This is a genomic window from Butyricicoccus sp. OF27-2pH9A (assembly GCF_027693185.1).
In the GTDB taxonomy this organism is placed as follows: domain Bacteria; phylum Bacillota; class Clostridia; order Oscillospirales; family Butyricicoccaceae; genus Agathobaculum; species Agathobaculum butyriciproducens.
In genome coordinates this window covers 439,863-459,446 of the sequence record NZ_JAQEXK010000001.1, presented here as the reverse complement: position 1 = coordinate 459,446, position 19,584 = coordinate 439,863, and the positions used below count along the sequence as shown (strand labels likewise).

At 53.6% G+C, this 19,584-nt stretch carries 18 protein-coding genes; 13 read left to right on the top strand and 5 right to left on the bottom strand.

The window, feature by feature from the left end; all coding sequences use genetic code 11:
• Positions 1–17: 17 nt before the first annotated feature.
• Positions 18–920, bottom strand: a complete 903-nt coding sequence (locus PG722_RS02055) for a 1-deoxy-D-xylulose-5-phosphate synthase N-terminal domain-containing protein (RefSeq protein ID WP_118284910.1) — start codon at positions 918–920, stop codon at positions 18–20.
• A gap of 308 nt (positions 921–1,228) precedes the next feature.
• Between PG722_RS02055 and PG722_RS02050 the strand changes: the two genes are divergently transcribed.
• Positions 1,229–2,275 (top strand): zinc-binding dehydrogenase, encoded by a 1,047-nt coding sequence (locus tag PG722_RS02050; RefSeq protein ID WP_270579496.1) that lies wholly within the window; start codon positions 1,229–1,231, stop codon positions 2,273–2,275.
• 106 nt (positions 2,276–2,381) lie between these two features.
• Here the strand turns inward: PG722_RS02050 and PG722_RS02045 are convergent, their stop codons facing one another.
• Positions 2,382–3,347, bottom strand: a complete 966-nt coding sequence (locus PG722_RS02045; RefSeq protein WP_118479010.1) for a sugar-binding transcriptional regulator — start codon at positions 3,345–3,347, stop codon at positions 2,382–2,384.
• 179 nt (positions 3,348–3,526) lie between these two features.
• Here PG722_RS02045 and PG722_RS02040 point away from each other — a divergent pair, with 179 nt between their 5' ends.
• From PG722_RS02040 to PG722_RS02010, 7 genes are all read left to right on the top strand, one after another.
• Positions 3,527–3,787: an HPr family phosphocarrier protein gene (locus PG722_RS02040; protein WP_118479012.1), complete on the top strand. Its 261-nt coding sequence runs from the start codon at positions 3,527–3,529 to the stop codon at positions 3,785–3,787.
• A 31-nt stretch (positions 3,788–3,818) separates the two neighbouring features.
• Positions 3,819–4,277, top strand: a complete 459-nt coding sequence (locus PG722_RS02035; protein ID WP_118479014.1) for a PTS sugar transporter subunit IIA — start codon at positions 3,819–3,821, stop codon at positions 4,275–4,277.
• A 57-nt stretch (positions 4,278–4,334) separates the two neighbouring features.
• Complete coding sequence (locus tag PG722_RS02030; RefSeq protein WP_199667385.1) at positions 4,335–4,634, top strand: PTS sugar transporter subunit IIB; 300 nt, start codon at positions 4,335–4,337, stop codon at positions 4,632–4,634.
• A 78-nt stretch (positions 4,635–4,712) separates the two neighbouring features.
• Positions 4,713–6,125 carry a PTS galactitol transporter subunit IIC gene (locus PG722_RS02025; protein WP_118729053.1) on the top strand — a complete coding sequence of 471 codons (1,413 nt, stop codon included), beginning with the start codon at positions 4,713–4,715 and terminating at the stop codon, positions 6,123–6,125.
• A 90-nt stretch (positions 6,126–6,215) separates the two neighbouring features.
• A complete protein-coding gene (locus PG722_RS02020) occupies positions 6,216–7,301 on the top strand; it encodes a 2-hydroxyacid dehydrogenase (RefSeq protein WP_270579495.1) in 1,086 nt (361 codons plus the stop codon).
• 12 nt (positions 7,302–7,313) lie between these two features.
• Positions 7,314–7,958: an L-fuculose-phosphate aldolase gene (locus PG722_RS02015; protein ID WP_118479018.1), complete on the top strand. Its 645-nt coding sequence runs from the start codon at positions 7,314–7,316 to the stop codon at positions 7,956–7,958.
• A gap of 21 nt (positions 7,959–7,979) precedes the next feature.
• Positions 7,980–8,387, top strand: a complete 408-nt coding sequence (locus PG722_RS02010; RefSeq protein ID WP_270418051.1) for a TRASH domain-containing protein — start codon at positions 7,980–7,982, stop codon at positions 8,385–8,387.
• A 239-nt stretch (positions 8,388–8,626) separates the two neighbouring features.
• On the opposite strand, the gene PG722_RS02005 is transcribed toward PG722_RS02010, so the two are convergent.
• The 3 genes from PG722_RS02005 to iolG form a co-directional block, all read right to left on the bottom strand.
• Positions 8,627–9,460, bottom strand: a complete 834-nt coding sequence (locus PG722_RS02005; RefSeq protein WP_243022881.1) for a sugar phosphate isomerase/epimerase family protein — start codon at positions 9,458–9,460, stop codon at positions 8,627–8,629.
• A 13-nt stretch (positions 9,461–9,473) separates the two neighbouring features.
• Positions 9,474–10,859: an MFS transporter gene (locus tag PG722_RS02000; protein ID WP_270579494.1), complete on the bottom strand. Its 1,386-nt coding sequence runs from the start codon at positions 10,857–10,859 to the stop codon at positions 9,474–9,476.
• 108 nt (positions 10,860–10,967) lie between these two features.
• Positions 10,968–11,987 (bottom strand): inositol 2-dehydrogenase, encoded by a 1,020-nt coding sequence (gene iolG / locus PG722_RS01995; RefSeq protein ID WP_118729049.1) that lies wholly within the window; start codon positions 11,985–11,987, stop codon positions 10,968–10,970.
• A gap of 317 nt (positions 11,988–12,304) precedes the next feature.
• Between iolG and PG722_RS01990 the strand changes: the two genes are divergently transcribed.
• The 5 genes from PG722_RS01990 (at position 12,305) to PG722_RS01970 (ending at position 19,355) form a co-directional block, all read left to right on the top strand.
• The gene (locus tag PG722_RS01990) at positions 12,305–13,180 is read left to right on the top strand and encodes an AraC family transcriptional regulator (RefSeq protein ID WP_270579493.1); all 876 of its coding nucleotides are present in this window, start codon (positions 12,305–12,307) and stop codon (positions 13,178–13,180) included.
• Between the two features lie 865 nt (positions 13,181–14,045).
• The gene (iolD, locus tag PG722_RS01985) at positions 14,046–15,998 is read left to right on the top strand and encodes a 3D-(3,5/4)-trihydroxycyclohexane-1,2-dione acylhydrolase (decyclizing) (RefSeq protein WP_270579491.1); all 1,953 of its coding nucleotides are present in this window, start codon (positions 14,046–14,048) and stop codon (positions 15,996–15,998) included.
• A gap of 103 nt (positions 15,999–16,101) precedes the next feature.
• Complete coding sequence (locus tag PG722_RS01980; RefSeq protein WP_118360747.1) at positions 16,102–16,893, top strand: 5-deoxy-glucuronate isomerase; 792 nt, start codon at positions 16,102–16,104, stop codon at positions 16,891–16,893.
• A 14-nt stretch (positions 16,894–16,907) separates the two neighbouring features.
• A complete protein-coding gene (locus PG722_RS01975) occupies positions 16,908–18,029 on the top strand; it encodes a 4-hydroxybutyrate dehydrogenase (RefSeq protein ID WP_118479032.1) in 1,122 nt (373 codons plus the stop codon).
• Positions 18,030–18,047: 18 nt separating this feature from the next.
• Entirely contained in the window at positions 18,048–19,355 is a 1,308-nt protein-coding gene (locus tag PG722_RS01970; RefSeq protein ID WP_118360749.1) for an acetyl-CoA hydrolase/transferase family protein, read from the top strand.
• The last annotated feature ends 229 nt before the right edge of the window (positions 19,356–19,584 follow it).

The window sequence follows — 19,584 nt, the reverse complement described above, 5'->3', positions numbered from 1 at the left end:
TTTGAACTCCTTCCTTCTCACATCTCGTCATAGATCTTCTGGAATTCATCACGCTCGTCAGCGCCGATGCGGATAAAGTGCATCGAACGCGGCTTTTCGAGCGGCTTAACGCCGGTCCAGCCGTGCGTGCGTGCGATAACAACGAGCGGCTTGCCCTCATGCGGGGTCTCACATGCCTTGCAGAAGTCCTCAATGTCGTGGCCGTTTGCCTCAACGCAGACTGCGCCGAACGAGGTGAAGCGGTCGATCAGCGGCTCCTCGGTCATCTGATCCTCAATCCTGCCCTCAACCTGCTGATCGTTTGCATCGATTACAACGATGAAGTTATCCAGCTTGTAGTAGCCGGCAGCCTGAATGCACTCCCAGGTCTGACCTTCCTGCAGCTCACCGTCACCGAGCAGAACATAGCACTTGCCGGTGTCGCCGCGGCGCTTACGAGCATGGGCCGTGCCGCCTGCGATCGAGATGGTCTGGCCAAGCGAGCCTGCGGTATTCTCAAATCCGGGAGAGTGCTCCGCACCGATCATTTCCATGTTCCAGCCGTCTACATTGAATTTGTCCATGCAGTCCGGGCTGATGCGGCCGGTCTCTGCCAGTGCGGCGTAGATAACCGAAGCATAGTGGCAGCAGGATACGAAGAAACGATCCTTATCCGGTGCGGGAGCGCCGTTATAGGAGGAGCCTCGCTGATAATCCATATTATCCGGCCCCGGAACGCCGGGGAACGGGATCGGCTCCCAGCTGCCGACGGACGGACCGAGGTTCATCACACGGGTGTACAGGGAGGCGATGATTTCTGCCGACGAGCACGCCTGTGCCAGATAGCAGCCGCCGGTTTTCAGTGCAACGCCGAGAATCTGCTTGCGGATTCCGTTAGCGACCGCCTGAATATCGGCGGTGGAATAATTTTTTTCACTCATAAGAGCATGACTCCTTTCTGAATCCAATACCTATACGAACAGCCGGTGCTGTGGGTTGCGGTGTCGATCTCTTAAAAAGATTATTTCACATACAAGAACAAATGTCAACGATAGAAAACTTGTCATTTGTGCCAAAAACAAGTTGACGAAATTGGTTAAATAGTGAGAAACGACGATTAAAGCGCGGAAATAGCTTGACGAGACTGTTTATATTGCCTATAATGAGATAAAAGGAATTCGGAAAACGGTTCACAACAATGAACAAAATTTCAAACATTCCCGCGAGTTCCATGAAAGGAAGATGAATTATGAAAGCTGTTGTGAAAACGGAGACCGGTTTTGATCATATGCAGTATACAGATATTCCGGAACCCAAAGCGACCGGAGATCTGGTAAAGATCAAGATCGCGTACTCCGGTATCTGCGGCACTGATCTTCATGCATTTAAGGGTACCTACGCGAGCACTAAGCCGCCGGTCGTACTCGGCCATGAGTTCTCCGGCGTAGTCACCGAGATCGGTCCGGATGTAAAGAATATTAAGGTGGGCGACCGCGTTACCAGCGAGACCACCTTCAAGACCTGCGGCGTATGCCCGATGTGCAAATCCAAGGATTACAATCTGTGCGGCAACCGGCAGGGCATCGGCACCCAGATTAATGGCTCGATGGCTGAGTATCTGGTCAGCAGAGAGGAAAGCGTTCACGTCCTGCCGGATAACGTATCGCTGCTGAGTGCCGCGCTCACCGAACCGCTTGCGTGCGGCGTACATGCTGCTATCGAGAAGGGCAATGTACAGCCTGGCGATATCTGCGTGGTATTCGGTGTCGGCGCGATCGGCCAGATGGTTATGCAGGTGGCAAAGAGTCAGGGCGCGACCGTTATCGTTGCCGGACTGAGCCACGATGCGGAACGCTTTGAGATTGCAAAGAGTGCAGGCGCGGACCGCTGTGTTGATCAGCAGACCGAGAACATCAAGGATATCGTGATGGAGATGACGAACGGTGTCGGTGCGGACAAGTGCTTTGAGTGCTCGGGTGCGGTTCCGGCAGCCAACAAGGCGCTTGAGCTGGTACGCCGCAAGGGCACAGTTGTACAGATGGGCGTGTTCCCGCAATCGCATGAGAGTATCTGGACCGACCTGATCCTGCATCACGAGATCAACTATGTTGGCTCCCGCAGCCAGAAGCCGTCCTCGTGGGTCAAGGCTCTGGAGCTTTTGGCGGCAGGCACAGTTGTACCGGAAAAGATCGTCACCTCAATCGATCCGCTGGAGAAATGGCGCGACGGCTTTGACAAGATGATCCGAGGCGAAGGCGCCAAGGGTGTTATCGTGCTGGATGACAGTCTGCAATAAGCAATCCCACGACGGATAAAGAATGAACTGATTATGATAAAGAAATGAGAGAAAAGAAAAAACCAATACCGCTGTTGCGGTATTGGTTGATTCTAAAAAGGGGTGCTTATTCGGGAACGGCAACGCCTTCCATTTCCAGCATGCGGCGGGCGAGTGCCTCGTCCGCGACCAGTACGTTGATGTATTTTCCGCGCACGGCGGCAAGCGTGCACTCTGCCTTTTCGGCGCTGGCGTTGATGCCGATCGACCACGCCGGAGTGCGCATTGCCTCCAACGGAGCGGAGATGACGTAGCGGCTGTCCAGCTGAACCTCGTTGCCGTTGATGTCAAACATGCGGCCGAGCAGACTGGAAACCGCACCGCGGCGCATCAGCTCCTTGCGTTCCTCAGCGTTGTAGCAGCCGGATTTATAAAGTGAGCCGTTGGCGTCATTCAGCGAACCGATGCCGGTGAGGATGATATCTACCGAACCTGCCTTCTTGAGTGTTGCTTCAATCTGCGGCTCGGCGGTGAGATAGGAGTAAACCAACTCGCTGTCCACATAGACCGGTGCATAGATGTTGGAATAGGTGCCGTGCACCTTTTTGGAAAGCCGGAGCGCAAGCTCGAGGCCGTCCACACGCGGATTGCCGGTGCCGAGGCAGCCGACCATCTGCACAACAGTTACATTATAGTAGTCGGAATAATCGGTCGGTTCGAGGACATCGCACAGTGCTTCCAGTGCACGGCCCCACGAAATGCCGATAGACATGTTGTTTTCCAGTACGGTCGAAAGAAAATCTACTGCACAGTGTGCACAGCGTGTCAGGGACTGGTCGAATTCATAATCTCCGGCAACGATGACCGCATCGCGTAAACCGAAGGTCGTACGAACAAGGTGCGAAAGCTGCGGATTTTTGTTGATCGGACTATGAACGATGATTTCAACCACACCGGTCTCCTTCGCTTCATCGAGAAGGCGGGAGATGGTGGGACGGGAAATGCCGGTGATTTTGCTGATATCCTGCTGGCTGAGATTCTGCTGATAATAAAGCTCGGAGATTCGTACGAGCAAATCGGTACGGCTGCTCATAATAGGCCTCCTTAAAAATTTGAAAAGTTAGATGAACATTTGTTCACAACACAAAGTATAGCGTTTTTCGTATAGAATGTCAATAAACGTATTGACAAAAAGCGAAAAATCCAATATGATATTGCCCATAGGAATTGCGATAATATTCCATAGGAATAGTAGGAATAGGAGGAACATCCATGTTCACCAGTGAATTTGTTGTAAAAAATCCAACCGGTCTGCACGCACGTCCGGCCAGCCAGCTGGCCAAGCTGTGCAAGGATATTCCGGATGATATTCGTCTGATCTGCGAAAAAGGCACGATTAACCCCAAAAATGTAATTGGAATTTTGACCGCAGGTCTGAAAAAAGGTTCAGCGATCAAGATCGAGGTAGAAGGTGCCAGCGAGCAGGAATCCGGTGCAAAGATTATGGAGTTTCTGGAAGGCTTGACCGACTAAGAACAGCAGCTAAGAGAAAAGGAGAGCAAAGATGGAACAGGCAACCTTTCGCAATCTGATCCTGCGGGATGTGGAAGCGGCAAACGCCGAGGAGGCAATCCGCAAGGTCGGTCAGCGTTTTTACGATGAAGGCTTCGTAAAGGACACCTATATTGATGCAGTTGTTGCGCGTGAGAAGAATTACGCGACCGGTCTGCAGCTGGCGGATATCGCGGTAGCTATGCCGCACACCGATCCGCAGCATGTTAACCGCCCGGGCGTGTGCATCGCACAGCTTAAGCACCCGGTCGAGTTTGAACATATGGGCGATCCGGATACCAAGGTGCAGGCGGAAATGCTGTTCATGATGGCCATCAAGAATCCGGATGAGCAGGTCGAGCTGCTGCAGAAGGTGCTCGGCGTATTCCAGCAGCCGGAGGTCGTTGCTGCATTCCGCGCAGCAAAAAATGAAGACGAGCTGTTCGAGGCGGCTCAGAAGTACATTGGTTGATTACAGGACTGCGGTTCTGTTCAAAACACGGTTAAATCTAATTTATTGGAGGGTCAAATGATGAAAACTTGTAACATTCTGTGTGTATGCGGTTCGGGTACCGTAAGTTCCGCAATGGTAGCAGGCAAGCTCAAAGAGCGCCTGAAGGAAAAGGGTTGGGACGCTGCCATGGTGGAAGCAAGTCCGAACAGCATTTCGACCGAGATCACCGGCAAGAAGTTTGATCTGATTGCATGTGTAAGCCCGGTTTACGAGGACTTCGGCATCCCGAAGGTAAAGGCAGTCGGCATGCTGACCGGTCTGTCCGAGGACAAGGTAGTCGATGACTGCCTGAAGATCCTGGAGGCAAATGCGTAAAGGGTAAGGCGCATTTTCTCATAGTCATCCATAGCAAAGAGTAAAGGCAAAAGGGTAAAAAGAAAGGTGGTTCCAAGCATGGCAAGTTTCTTTCAAACATTAAGTGATGTATTCAGTGCATTCGGTGCTGCAGTATTCGTACCGGTTATTCTGTTTATCATTGCAAAGTGTATGGGTGTTACCGGTAAGAAGGCATTTAACACGGCACTGCTGTGTGCAGTCGGCTTGACGGGCTTCAACCTCGTTATCAACAGCTATTCCGCGATTATCGCACCGGTTGTCAACCAGATGGTTACGAACGCAGGCGTAAATCTGCCGACGCTCGATACCGGCTGGCAGTCCACGTCGGTTATCGCGTATTCGACCAAGGTCGGCCTGATCTTCATCGGCGTTGCAATCATTCTGCAGCTTGTGCTGTTCTTCACCAAGTGGACAAACGTATTTATGGCATCCGATCTGTGGAACAACTACTCCTTCATGGTTTGGGGTTCCATGCTGTATGCTCTGACCGACAACATGATGCTCTCCATGGCTCTGATGGTCGTTCAGCTGCTGTACATCCTGTTGTTCTCTGAGGCTTGCGCAAAGCGCTGGTCTACCTATTATGATTACGATAACTGCTGCATGACCGCTCCTCATCATCTGGAGAGCCTGCCGTTTGCGGTATTCATGAACTGGTTCCTTGGAAAGATCGGCTTTGACAAGATCAAGCTGAATGCACAGACCCTGCAGAAGAAGCTCGGCATCCTCGGTGAGCCTATGTTCATCGGCTTGGTTGTCGGCGCTCTGATCGGCATCATCGGCAACTTCAACGCTCTGGTCGGCGAGGGTGCGCTGACGGCTTGGGGTACGGTATCCTCTGCAGCCGTTTCCACCGCAGCGATCATGGCAGTATTCCCGAAGGTAGCCGGTATCTTCGCAAGCGCATTTACCACTCTGACTGATGCGTACAAGTCCAAGGCTGCCAAGTCCGGCGAAGGCCGTGAGTGGTATCTTTCTGTTAACGATGCATGCGGTTACGGCGAGCCGAATACACTGGTTACCGGCATCCTGCTGATCCCGATCATGCTGGTTGTAGCATTTGTTCTTCCGGGCAACACCATCCTGCCGATGGCTGACCTGTGCGCTCTGCCGTACATGGTTGAGGTATTTGTTTGCGTATCCAACGGCAACATCGCAAAGAGCGTTGTTTCCGGTGCGATCTGGTTCTCTCTGGGCCTGGTTGTTGCGTCCGTTCTCGCACCGACCTTTACGCAGGTCGCTGTTGACGCAGGCTTCCAGCTGGCACAGGAAGGCGTATTCATCATCAGCTTCGGTATTATGTGCCACCCGCTGATCGCCGGTCTGTTCTACGCATTCTGGTCTCAGAATCCGATCATCATCGGTGCGGTTGTCATTGCATACTTCGTACTGTACTTCCTGTTCAAGAAGAACAAGGAGCGTTTCGTTGGCTATCTGGAGAACGCTGCTGCTGCTTACTCGGCATACTAAGCGATTGCTTCTAAACTGAAAACAGCCGGCTGCTGCTGCAAACAAATGCAGCGCAGCCGGCTGGTGTTTTATTCCGAAGAGGAGGAAAAGATGAAGGAACTGATACAAAAGCCGCAGAATATCGTACTGGTCGGTGATGCTTTTGTTTCGCCGGACACGATGGAGCAGGCGGTGCAGCAAAGCACACTCTGCTGCGGCAGGATCACCAAGCTGATGTGGGGCGGCTCCGACAAGCAGGAATTCACCTCGCGGCAGCTTAAACTCGAGCGGAACGGTCCGGAAGCCGTACCGTATGCGGACGGTCTGGACGAGGTGATCGGCGAGGCAGAGGTTCTGCTCGTGCATTTCAATCCGGTGCCGCGTGCGCTGATTGAGAAAGCGCCTAACCTCAAGGTCATCCTGACCTGCCGCGGCGGCATGGAGCACATTGACCTTGCAGCTGCAAGTGAGCGCAATATTCCGGTGCTCAACGTTATCCGCAATGCAGAGCCGGTCGCGGACTTTGCCCTCGGCATGATGCTCGATCTGACGCGCGATATCGCGCTATCGCACCGCAAAATGCGCGAAGGTGTATGGATGAAGAGCTTTTACAACTCGGACCATTTGATGACGCTTTCCAGCCATACAGTGGCGCTGGCCGGTATCGGCAACGTCGGCAGCGCGCTGGCGCGCCGTCTGCTGGCACTCGGCGTGCCGGTGATCGCGTATGACGCATACACCAGTCCGGAAAAGCTGGAAAAGGCCGGTCTCGGTGCAATCAAGCTAGTCGATTCACTTGAAATCCTGTTTGAACAGGGCGATATTGTATCGCTGCACCTGCGGCTGACACCGGATACCGAGCATATGATCGGCATGCAGTATTTTTCCCGCATGAAAAAAACGGCGTACTTTATCAACACCGCGCGCGGCGGTCTGGTCGATCAGCCGGCACTGGTCGAGGCGCTGCAGCAGGGCTGCATGGCAGGCGCGGCACTGGATGTGTACGACAGCGAGCCGCTCGCCGTGGACGATCCGCTGCTGCAGATGGACAACGTGCTGCTAACGCCGCACATTGCGGGCACCACGGTAGACGCGATCCCGCGGGCGCCGTTTTTGCTTATGCGTGAGGTCGATCGGTTTCTGGCTGACGGAGTGACCGATCGGGTGGTAAATCATGTGTCCATTACACTGGAGTAAGGAGGAAACGCAATGCTTTTGCAGGAAGAAAGAGAGAAAATCGTTGTATACGGACAGGAAATGCTCAAGCGCGGTCTGACCGCAGGCACCTTCGGCAACCTGAGCATTTACAACGAGAAGGAGAACCTGTTTGCCATCAGTCCGAGCGGCATGGACTATTTTAAGACCGACGCAAGCGATGTGGTCGTTATGACGCTCGACGGTGAAAAGGCGGACGGCGACCGCAAGCCATCTTCCGAGGTGGACATGCACCGTATTTTCTACCAGAAGCGCCCGGGCATCAAGTCGGTCGTGCACACGCATCCGCGCTACGCTACTACGCTGGCGTGTCTCGGCTGGAGCATTCCGCCGCTGCACTATCTGGTGGCGTATTCGGGCAGAGAGGTGCCGTGCATTCCGTATGTGCCGTTCGGCACTTATGAACTGGCACAGGCGGCGCTGGACGGCATGGGCGATAATTACGCCTGCATTCTCGGAAATCACGGTCTGCTGTGCGTCGGCGGCAATATCAGCTACACGCTGGATGTGTCCGAGCAGATCGAATTCTGCGCACAGCTCTATTATAATTGTAAGGCAGCCGGTCAGGAGCCGAAGCTGTTGAATGACGAGCAGATCAGCTCGGTGCTGGAGGCATTCCAGACCTACCGACAGAAATAAATTTTGCAGGAGGGGACCATTATGGAGGAAAAATGCGTATACTGCGGCGGTGATCTGCCGGAAAAGCCGACTAAGGTAAAGGTGCGCACGCGCTCGTTTGAGGTGTGCTGCGCGGATTGTGCGGCAAAGACCGAACAGTATATCAAGCTGGATAAGCGATTCAAGACCGCGCTGTATCTTCTGGTCTTTCTGGGCGGCATCGGATTTGTTATCAGTGCATTTTTCGGCGGTGACAGTCCGCTGCGCATGATCGGTGCGTATGCCGGTCAGCTTGTTGCGGGACTGGCGTTTATCGCGTTTCCGTATCCGGTCACCTCGTTTGAGAGCTTTCACGCGATGAGCATCCGCGGCGTAACGCGGCTGACGCGCATTATCGGCCTTGTGCTGAGCGTGTCGGCAGTTGTGCTGATGGTGCTCACGCTGCGGTAAAGACAAGTGCGATCGGTCTGACGAAAGTCAGGTCTTTCCATAACCCCAAAGGGCGCTCGAAGGAGCGCCCTTTGGGGTTTTGCAGGATTGTCTGATGTGATGGAAAGCAAAAGGACGGAAGGGTCCAAGTACCTTCCGTCCTTTTGTGGAGAAAATTATATTTGTATTCTGTTTGGAGACTTGAATATAAATAAGAGAGAATAAATTGAATGTGGAATTTGATCTGCGATTCGGGAAAATTAACCGAGGAACGGACGGGTGGTTTCCGCGCCCATGCGGATCACATCCTCAGCAGGCATTCTCCAGTATTCCGGACGGAACAGTTCGAGGCACGCAGGGCCGTCGTAGCCGACTGCCTGTACCGCATCAGCAACCTCCTGCACCGGAATGGCGCCCAGACCGGGCATCAGACGGTGGCAGTGGTCGAGGATGCCGAGCGGCAGGTCCTCGCAGTCGTTGATGTGGAACACGAACAGCTTCTCCTTGGGAATTTTGCGGATGAAATCAACGTCCGCGCACTTGTCGTGCAGGTAAACATTGATGCAGTCCACGGTCAGACCAACACTGTCGCGGTTGACGGCGTTTACGATCTCGAGCGCCTGACGAACGCTGTTGACGCACCATTTCTTGTCACCGATCGGCTCAAAGGACAGCTTGACGCCGTACGGCTCAGCAATGTCGGCGAGTTCGTTCAGCACCTTCACCGAGTCGTCGAAGATCTCCTTCTCGTTCTTGGTGCAGATCTCGTTGGTAACGGTCGGCACAACAATAATGTACGGATTGCCGATCTGCTGAGCCACCTTGCAACCGAAGGTGAACAGCTCTACAAGCTTTTCCCACTCCTCCGGCGTGCAGAAGTTGATGTTTTCAATGGAGTTGAATGCAAACGGCTTGATATGGCTCTTTGCAAAAAACGCCTTGAGATCGTCTGTGGTGTGGGTCTTGAGATACTCCTGCAGCATATCGAGACGCAGCTCGATATAGTCATAGCCGTACTTTTCACACAGCAGCAGGTCGTTTTCAACTGTGGAATTTTCCTTGCAGGTTGCTTCGTTATATCCGAGTTTCAGCATAAGACAGTCTCCTTTACATTTCACCGCGTGCTTCACGCTCGGTGAGTTCCTTCATAATAGTGGAATAAATCTTATCCAGCTTGTAGAACAGCAGGACGATAATGGCAACGATCCAGACCAGAATCGGACCGAACTTAAAGATAGAGGAAATCATTTGCTGGGCGGAAGTCGGCTGCATAGCACCGCCGGTAACCGAGCTGAGGAAGCCTGCGCCCTCGAGCATGGCAGTCATAACCGCACTGGTGATACCGGTGCCGATCTTAAAGCCGAGCGAACCGCCGCCGAAGATCAGGCTTTCCTGACGCAGATGGCTCTTCCACTGACCGTACTCTACAACGTCGCCCATCATGCCGAATACCAGAGAGGTCAGCGGAGCCTGACCGAGCGAGCGGATGATGGTCATTACCAGAATCCACCGGAAGCTCATCGGGTTTACCATAATGAGTGCATGGGCGATAACAACTACGATACAGCCGGCGAGCGACAGGTTGCGCTTGTTGAATTTCTGCAGCAGTATTGGACACATCAGCGCGCCAACGATCAGTGCGACGATCTCGGAGGTGTAAATGACGCTGTAATACCATTCATCGTTGCCGAGAACATATTTGCAGTAATACGGCAGATCGGTGCCGATGATGGTGGTATGTACGCAGGTGACAGTCCACAGAACGAGCGTTGCCCAGAAATACGGGTTGCCCAGCAGGGCTTTCAGCGCACGGGAAGCGGGAACCTTGGGCTGCTCCTGCTGCGCGGCCTCGAAATTGACGGTTTCCTTGCAGCGAACAAAGCAGATGACAAGCAGAGCAAGTGCGATGGCGCACCAGATGCTCATGGTCTTGATCCAGGCGGCCTGATCGTTGCCGAACAGCTTGATGACCGGCATGGTGAAGGTTACGGCAATGATCTTGCCAATCGGAGACAGTGACATACGCACAACGGACAGCAGGTCGCGCTCGTGCGAGGAGCGGGTCATCATGGTGGACAGGGTGCCGTAGGGCACGTTGATTGCGGTGTAGCATACGGTGGTGCACAGGTTATAAGTAACAAAAATGTACCAGAATTGAACGGTCGTGCTGCTGCTGTGCGGCACACAGAACATCGCAACCGCGCACAGAACATACGGTACGCTCATCCACAAGATCCACGGACGGGCCTTGCCCCATTTGGATTTGGTCTTGCTTACGATGATGCCCATGATAACGTCGGACGAGCCATCAAAAATACGCGAGATCAGCATGACCAGACCGACGGTAACGACCGGAATACCGCAGTAATCCGTATAGAACAGGGTGAGCAGCGCGGTGATCATACCGAACACAATGTTGCAGGCGGTATCGCCTAAACCATAGGAGATACGGGTTCCCCAGCCAAGGGAGGCCGTGTTGTTCTTTTCACTCATAAGGAGCAACCCCTCTTTCTTTTCTCAAAAAACGGAAGCCGCCGCCGAGTGCGGCGGCTTGCCGAATAACTCTTTTTCTTCTCTTTTCCTGTGATATGCAGGGATAAATTACTCGATTTCGCTCAGCTTGACCGGACGGCCTTCCTTCATGGACAGGTTTGCTGCCATTGCGATCTTGACCGGCTGCAGACCGTCAAAGCCGGTAACCAGCGTGTCGGTGTCGTTCAGAACGGCATCGGTGAACGCCTTTGCCTCTGCGATGAATGCGTTGTTGTAGCGCTCGAGGAAGAACCAGGTCGGCTTTGCAACCTCGACGCCTGCGGCAGAGGAGATCATGGCGGTGTTGTTCAGATCGTTTGCAACCTGCACGCAGCCCTGGTCGCAGTGCACCTCGGTGCGCTGGTCGTAGCCGTAGTGTGCGGCACGGGAGTTGTCGATCACGCCGAGTGCGCCGTTCTCAAACTTCATCATTACAATGGCGGTGTCCACATCGCCGTATTCCTCGTAGCCTGCACCGGAGAGCGCTGCACCGTAAGCGGTAACCTCGGTAACCTCGCTGCCTGCCAGATAGCGGACCATGTCGAAATCGTGAATGGTCATGTCCATGAAGATACCGCCGGAAACCTTGATATAGCTCATCGGCTGGTGATCGGGATCACGGGAGGTGACCTTGATGAGATTGGGCTTGCCCAGCTTGCCGGAAGCGACCGTATCGCGGACGGCCTTGTGGTTGTGGTCAAAGCGACGCACGAAGCCGACCTGCAGCTTAACGCCTGCCTTCTTTACCGCAGCGAGTGCTTCCTCGATCTTTGCCAGCTTGGTGTCGATCGGCTTCTCGCAGAAGATGTGCTTGCCGGTCTGCGCAGCGCGCATGATGAAGTCTGCATGCGTTGCGGTGGAGGAGCAGATGAACACGGCCTCGATGGTCGGATCGCCAAAGATCATCTCGGGATCATCGTAGCACTTCTCGATACCCATGTCCGCTGCCCATGCACGGGTCGCATCGTTCATGAACGGATCAGCCACTGCGTAGAGGTCTGCGTTCGGCACTGCATGTGCCAGATTTTCGCCGTGAAGCTTGCCGATTCTGCCTGCACCCAGCAGACCGATTCTTACCTTGTTTGCCATTTTTTCTTGCACTCCTTTTTTACTCTGAAACCTGAATTGACGCGTTTGCTCAAAAAGCAGTATGTTAGAAGTTTTTTTCTGTGCTTCTATGATATAATAATTGCACACAGAGAAGAACAACGTTGAAATATCGAACATAACAACGATATAAACTGCTGTTTTTGAATCATTTACGCTTTTCTTGTGATTATTATACAAACAAAGTCCGTGAGAGCGTTATCGTGTTCTTGTGGAAAAAACAGCAGGATTTTCCGAGGGGAAGAAAGAAAATCGAGGGAAGGCTTTCGTAATCTTGCGATTCTTGGGAGGGAGTATACATGGGAAACAAGCCTTGTAAACTGAGCGGAACATTCTTCAACTGTATTTCGATCGATCGCAATTACAACAACCAGCAGTCTATACTTCCGCATATGCACGACAACCGTCTGGAGCTGTTCTATGTGTGCAGCGGACAAGGACAGTACATGGTGGATAACCGGTATTATCCGATTGGAGAGGGCGACATTGTTGTCTGCAATCAGGGTGTGCTGCACGGCGAGGAACCCGATCAGGTGCGGCAGATCCGGTCGTACAGCGTCGCAATTACCGATGTCAATGTAGAAGGTCTGCCGCCCAACTGCCTGATCGCGGAAGGGGAGTGTCCGGTCGTCTCGTGCGGACAGCTTGCAAGGCAGGTAGGCGAGACCATGCACCTGCTGTATCTGCTCAGCGCCGATGCGGGAAACCTGCATGCCGTGTGCTGCAGTCTGGCAGAGGCAATGCTGAATCTGACCGATTCCCTGCTCCGCAGTCGTATCCACCAGCAGGAGCAGCAGCGTGAAATGCCGTCTGTGCTGGCGCACCGCGTGCGGCGCTATCTGGATGCACACCACTGTGAGCCGATCACGCTGCGTATGGTGGCGGAGCGACTGCGCGTGAGCGAGTATTATCTGGCGCATGTATTTAAGCAGGAGTTCGGCGTGCCGCCTATGCAGTATGTGATGAAGCGCCGGATTGGTGAGGCGCAGGGTTTTCTGATGAATACCGGCATGCCGATCGCCGAGATTGCGGACACACTCGGCTTCAGCAGTATCTGTCACTTCAACACCATGTTTAAGAAGTACACCGGCACACCGCCCGGCAAGTTCCGGCAGTCGTTCAAGCAGAGCATCACGCACAGCGAAAAAGGAAAAAGTGAAGAAGAGGAATCGTAAAACGGAAAACACCGTGCAGAGCAGTAACGCTTGGCACGGTGTTTTTCTATCTTACTTACAAATAGAAGAATGGCGCAGCCGAGAGAGAGGGTGGCTGCGCCGGTGAAATGGAGATGTGTGTGAAATTAGAGAGTGTGTGTGATGATTGTTTGCCGGAGCATAATTATCTTATTGATACAGCACGGTCTGCGTAAAGACCATGTTTGCAAGGATAACTACTACAGAAAAATGGTGAATAACATATTTATTCCTCCGTTATCCGTTCTTTCGCCGTTTGCGTTCGGCTTTCCTTTGATGATTCTATTGTAGTCCCTTGGACGCGGTTTTTCTTCTAACTTCTTGTATTTGATAGAGTTGAGCAAGAATCTATAATTTGACCGGCACAGACGGTCAGCATACGCGGAAAACGGCAGCAACAACCTATAAAAAGTGGTGAAAATGCAGCCTGTGAGTGAAAAATAAAGGCGGGAGAAAGATTGCGTATTTTTATAAAATATTGAGATATATGCTTTTTTACTTGTTGTTTAGGACGGAAAATGCGAAATTCTGTAATGACAGTATGCCGCGTTTTCCGCACGATAGCGAGATATTAAAAAAACAGGTGCAAAGCGCAGGCCGCAGGCGGGAGCGGCAGACACGGAAAACAATGCGGTAGGGGAGAGAAAAGTTCTGAATTCTATAATAAAATGTGAAAATATTCGTATGTAACGTAAAAATATAAGAAAAAAGGCGATTTCTCAAGATGTTAGAAGAAAAGCAAACGCTCAAATGCTAAACTTAAATCATCAAAAGAGAACACCGCCGGGAGCGAAAAGAAAGAGCCTCGGCAGGGAAAAAGAGTAAAGCATTTGAGGAGGAAAACACAATGAGCAAAACCAGAATGACAGTCGGTCAGGCAATCGTAAAGTTCCTGAATCAGCAGTACATTGAGATGGACGGCAAAGAGGAACCCTTCGTAGACGGCATGTTCACGATCTTCGGTCACGGCATGGTAGTCGGTCTCGGTCAGGCGTTGGAAGAGGATCCGGGCCACCTGAGAGTTTACCAGGGCCGCAACGAGCAGGGCATGGCACACGCCGCCATCAGCTACGCAAAGCAGCACAACCGCCGCAAGATCATCGCGTGCACCTCGTCCATCGGCGTTGGCGCAGCAAATATGGTAACCGCAGCACTGACCGCTACCATCAATAACATCCCGCTGCTGCTGTTCCCGTCCGATTACTTCGCAACCCGTCAGCCGGACCCGGTTCTTCAGCAGCTCGAGGTTCCGAACGACCTGTCCATGTCCGCTTCGGACTGCTTCAAGCCGGTTGCCAAGTACTGGGACCGCATTTCTCGTCCGGAGCAGCTGATGAGCGCGATGGTCAACGCAATGCGCGTCCTGACCGACACCGCAAACTGCGGCACCGCTGTTATCTCGCTTCCGCAGGATGTACAGGGTGAGAGCTTCGACTTCCCGGACTACTTCTTCCAGAAGCGCGTACATCACGTTGCACGCCGCGTAGCGGATGACTACGATATCGAGAAGGCAGTTGAGATGATCAAGGCTTCCAAGAAGCCGATGTTCATTGCAGGCGGCGGCGTTCGTTACTCCGAGGCCGGTCAGACCGCAATGGACTTCTGCAAGGCGTTCAACATTCCGGTTTCTCAGACACAGGCCGGCCACTCCTGCCTGCCGGATTCGTTTGAACTGGCGGTTGGCGGCATCGGCGTAACCGGCGGTCTGGCGGCGAACGCACTGTGCAAGGACTGTGACCTCGTTATCGGTGCCGGCACCCGTTTCAACGACTTCGTTACCGGCTCCAAGTGGGTGCTGTTCCGCAACCCGGATATTAAGGTTCTGGCAATCAACACCTCCGAGTTCCACGCGGAAAAGCTGGATGCAACCCGCTGCATCGGTGACGCAAAGGTAACGCTCGAGGCTATCATGGAAAAGCTCAAGGCAGACGGCTATAAGTCCGGCTACACCACCGAAATTCAGGATATCCGCAAGGTTTGGGAAGAGGAGCGTCTGCGTGTTCTGGGCGTTCAGTACAAGGGCGAAGGCTTTGGTGAAGGCAAGTTTGTGCCCTGTGTACCGAGCTGGACCGAGAAGATCATGAACGATTTTGTTGACCAGATCGGCGGCACCATCACTGAGTCCAATGCGGTCGGCATTCTCCGCGAGGAGGCAGACGACGACGCAATCGTGGTTGCAGCAGCAGGCTCGCTGCCGGCAGACCTCGAGCGTCTGTGGGTCACCGACGCACCGAACTCCTACAATATGGAATACGGCGCTTCCTGCATGGGCTACGAGATCGCAGGTGCATTCGGCGCCAAGCTGGCTGAGCCGGATAAGGAAGTTTATGCACTGGTCGGTGATGGCTCGTTCATGATGCTGAATTCCGAGATCCCGACCACAATGCAGGAGAACGCGAAGATCACCGTTGTTGTATTCGACAACTGCGCGTTTGGCTGCATCAACAACCTGCAGATGGGTAACGGCGTTGGCTCTCTGGCAACCGAAATGCGTCACCGCAACGAGACTACCGGCAAACTGGACGGCGATTACTGCTACACCGACTTCGGCAAGATCGGCGAAGGCTTCGGCATGAAGGCGTTCTACGCCAAGACCCCGGACGAATTCCGCAAGGCCGTTCAGGACGCCAAGAAGGAAAGTGTTTCCTGCATCATCGACGCAAAGGTTCTGCCCAAGACCATGGCTGAGGGCTACGAGTCCTGGTGGCACATCGGCGTAGCGTCCACCTCCAAGTCTGACGAGGTAAAGGCTGCACGCAAGCGCATCGACGATCATCTGGCAGAAGCACGCATGTACTAATTTAACGCAGATTCAATATGAGCCGCCCGTTTTCGGACGGGCGGCTTCGCTTATATAATCTTATATAATAAGGTATCGAGCAAAGAAAAGAGGAGCAAGAATTATGAAATATACGCACAAGGCCCCCTTCGATAAGGGCTACAACGGCATGGTCTCCGCAGTCGAGAACCCGGAAATGATGGGCATGGAGTTCGGTGTTGTCAAGATGGCAGCGGGCGACGTGATGCACTTTGACTACGCGCAGGAGGTCGTTTACGACCTGATGAGCGGCAGCGTGACCTTCGAGTGGAATGGCAAGTCCGAGACCGTTACCCGCCGTGACGTGTTCCACGAGGGTGCAATCCTGCTGCACGTTCCGCAGAACACCCAAGTGACAATTTCTGCCGTAAGCGACGTGGAAATCGCCGTTTCCCGCACGGAAAACAAGCGTGATTTCGCAGCTCGTCTGCTGCGCCCCGAGGACTGCCTGTGCGCAAATGAGGAGCGCGGCGCCGGTCAGATGAACGAGTGCTCGACCCGTCTGGTACGCACCTTCTTTGACCGCTCCAACTGCCCGGAAACTAACTTTTTCATCGGTGAAGTGGTGCATTTCCCCGGCAAGTGGTCCTCTTATCCGCCGCATCAGCACGTTGAACCGGAGCTGTACTACTACAAGTTCCTGCCGGAAAACGGCTACGGTCTGGCGGAATATGGCGACGATGCCTTTAAGGTAAAGAACAACGACCTGACCGGCATGCCGGAAAACGTGACCCATTCTCAGGCTGCGGCTCCCGGCTACGCGGAGTATTACCTGTGGTGCATCCGCCTGCAGGACGACAAGAACATCGTGACGACCGTTGTGCCCGAGTATGAGTGGGTAACTAAGGCCGACGCGAAGTATTTCCCGGATATTTAAGGCGGTGAAATAACATGAAAGCCTTCAAAATCGTACCTTCTATTGCGGAATACGTCGATTTTCGCACGCTGGCGAAGGAATTAAGCCTTGGCGCGAAAGACCTGATTCTGACAAATGAATATATTTACAATCCGACAATCGCGGCGCTGAACCTCGGCTGCCACACCTGTTTTCAGGAAAAGTTCGGCGGCGGTGAGCCGACCGACGTCATGGTTGACGCCATCCTCGACGACCTGCGCGGCAAGGAGTTTGACCGCATTATCGCGGTCGGCGGCGGTACAGTAATCGACATCGCAAAGGTGCTGACCGTTGCCAAGTCTACCGACCGTGTGGACGATCTGTACGACCGCATGGCAAACCTCGAGAAGGAGCATGAGCTGATCATCGTGCCGACTACCTGTGGCACCGGCTCTGAGGTTACCAACATTTCCATCATCAACCGTACGACTAAGGGCGTCAAGGTTGGTCTGGTGTCTCCGGCGATGTTTGCGGACGAAGCGGCGCTCGTTCCGGGCATGCTGCTCAGCCTGCCGTATCCGGTTTTTGCAACTTCTTCCATTGACGCCATGGTTCACGCGGTCGAAAGCTACCTTTCTCCGAACGCCTGCGCACTGAGCGAGCTGTTCTCCGAAAAGGCGCTGCACCTGATCCTGTCCTGCTGGAAGGACGCGGTAGCAAGCGGCGGCAAGGATGCGTGGAAGAAGCATGCACTTGAGTTCCTGCGCGCCTCCAACTATGCAGGCATCGCGTTTGGTCACGCGGGCTGTGCGGCTGTTCATGCGATGGCATATCCGCTCGGCGGCGTGCATCACATTCCGCACGGTCAGGCAAATCAGCTGATGTTCGCGGACGTAATGCGCAAGTATCAGGAAAAGAAGCCCATCGGCAAGTTGAATCAGCTGGAAGAACTTCTGAGCGCAGAACTGGATGTTGAACCGGTATTTGCACTCGAAAATCTGTACGAATTGATGGACGAGGTACTGAAAAAGGATCCCCTGCACGAACACGGGGTAACCGCTGATGAGCTGCCGGTCTTTGCAAAGAATGTCATCGAAACCCAGCAGCGCCTGCTCGGCAACAACTATGTGGAGCTGACCGAGGACGACCTGCTCGACATCTACCGCAAGGCATTTTGAGCGCGGGAGGGACGAGAAATGGATTGGAGAGCATACTATAAAGAGCACACGATGACGCCTGAGCAGGCGGTTGGTGTGATCCATGACGGCGATCGCGTTGTGTTCGGTCACGCGGTTGGCGAACCCATTGTATTCCAGCGCACGATGGCGCGAATGGCAGAGCAGTTCCATAACGTGGAAGTTGCACACATGGTATACCTTGGCTCGGGCGAGTATCTGCAGCCGGGCATGGAAAGTCATTTCCGCCACAACGCGTTGTTTGTCGGCGGTCCGGCCCGCAAGCCGATCGCGGAAAACCGTGCAGACTACACTCCGGCGTTTTTCTCGGATGTGCCGCGCATGTTCCGCGACAACACGCTGCCGGTTGATGTTTTTGCGTTTACCTGCTCGCCTCCGGACGAGCGCGGCTATGTGTCGCTCGGTCTGTCCTGCGACTACGGCGCACAGGCGGTCAAATCCGCGAAAACGGTCATTGCCGAGGTCAACCCGAACATGCCGCGCACCTATGGCGAGAGCTTCGTTCATGTATCCGAGATTGACGGCTTCCTGTGCTCGTGGGAGCCGCTGCCGGAGTCCGCGCCGCCGAAAATCGGTGAGGAAGACCGTGCAATCGGTAAATATATCGCTGAACTCGTGCGTGATGGTGACTGCCTGCAGCTGGGCATCGGTGCGGTGCCGGATGCGGTCTGCTCGTTCCTCGGCGACAAGCACGACCTTGGTCTGCATACCGAGATGATTTCGGACGGCGTGCTGCCGCTGCTTGAAAATGGAAACATCAACGGCAAGCGCAAGCAGCGCGACGTCGGCAAGGTGAGCGTAACCTTCCTGATGGGCACGCGCAAGCTGTATGATTTTGTGGATAACAACCCAATTATCAACATGCTTCCGGTGGATGTTTGCAACAATCCGGCTGTGATCGCGGAGAACGACAACGTGGTTTCCATTAACTCGTGCGTTGAGGTTGATCTGCAGGGTCAGGTTTGCGCTGAGGCAATCGGTCTGCGCCAGATTTCCGGTATTGGCGGCCAGATGGACTTTGTGCGCGGCGCAAACTTGTCCAAGGGCGGTCGCTCCATCATTGCGCTGCACTCGACCACCAAGGACGAGTCTGCGTCTAAGATTGTTACAACCATTACCACCGGCGGTCCGGTTACCACCAGCCGCTGCGATGTCAATTACATTGTCACCGAGTACGGCGTGGCACAGCTTCGCGGTCAAACGCTCCGCGAGCGCGCAAAGCGTCTGATTGCTATCGCACACCCGAAATTCCGCGAAGAACTTGCCGAGGAATTCGAGAAGCGCTTCGGTGAAAAACTCAAGGTGTAACCAATTAAGATTCAACATACAGCAGGAGGTCATAACGATGAAAAAGACATTCTCGCGTTTTCAAATCATCTATATTCATGTGATTTTGCTGCTGCTGATCGCGCTCTCCGGCTGCTGTGTTTACCTCACACATCTGCTCATGGGCGTATAAATTCTGTGGATATGCGCCGAGAAACCGAACTTTCCCATTACAAAGACTATTCCCTTCATGTCTCCTCAAATATGTTAT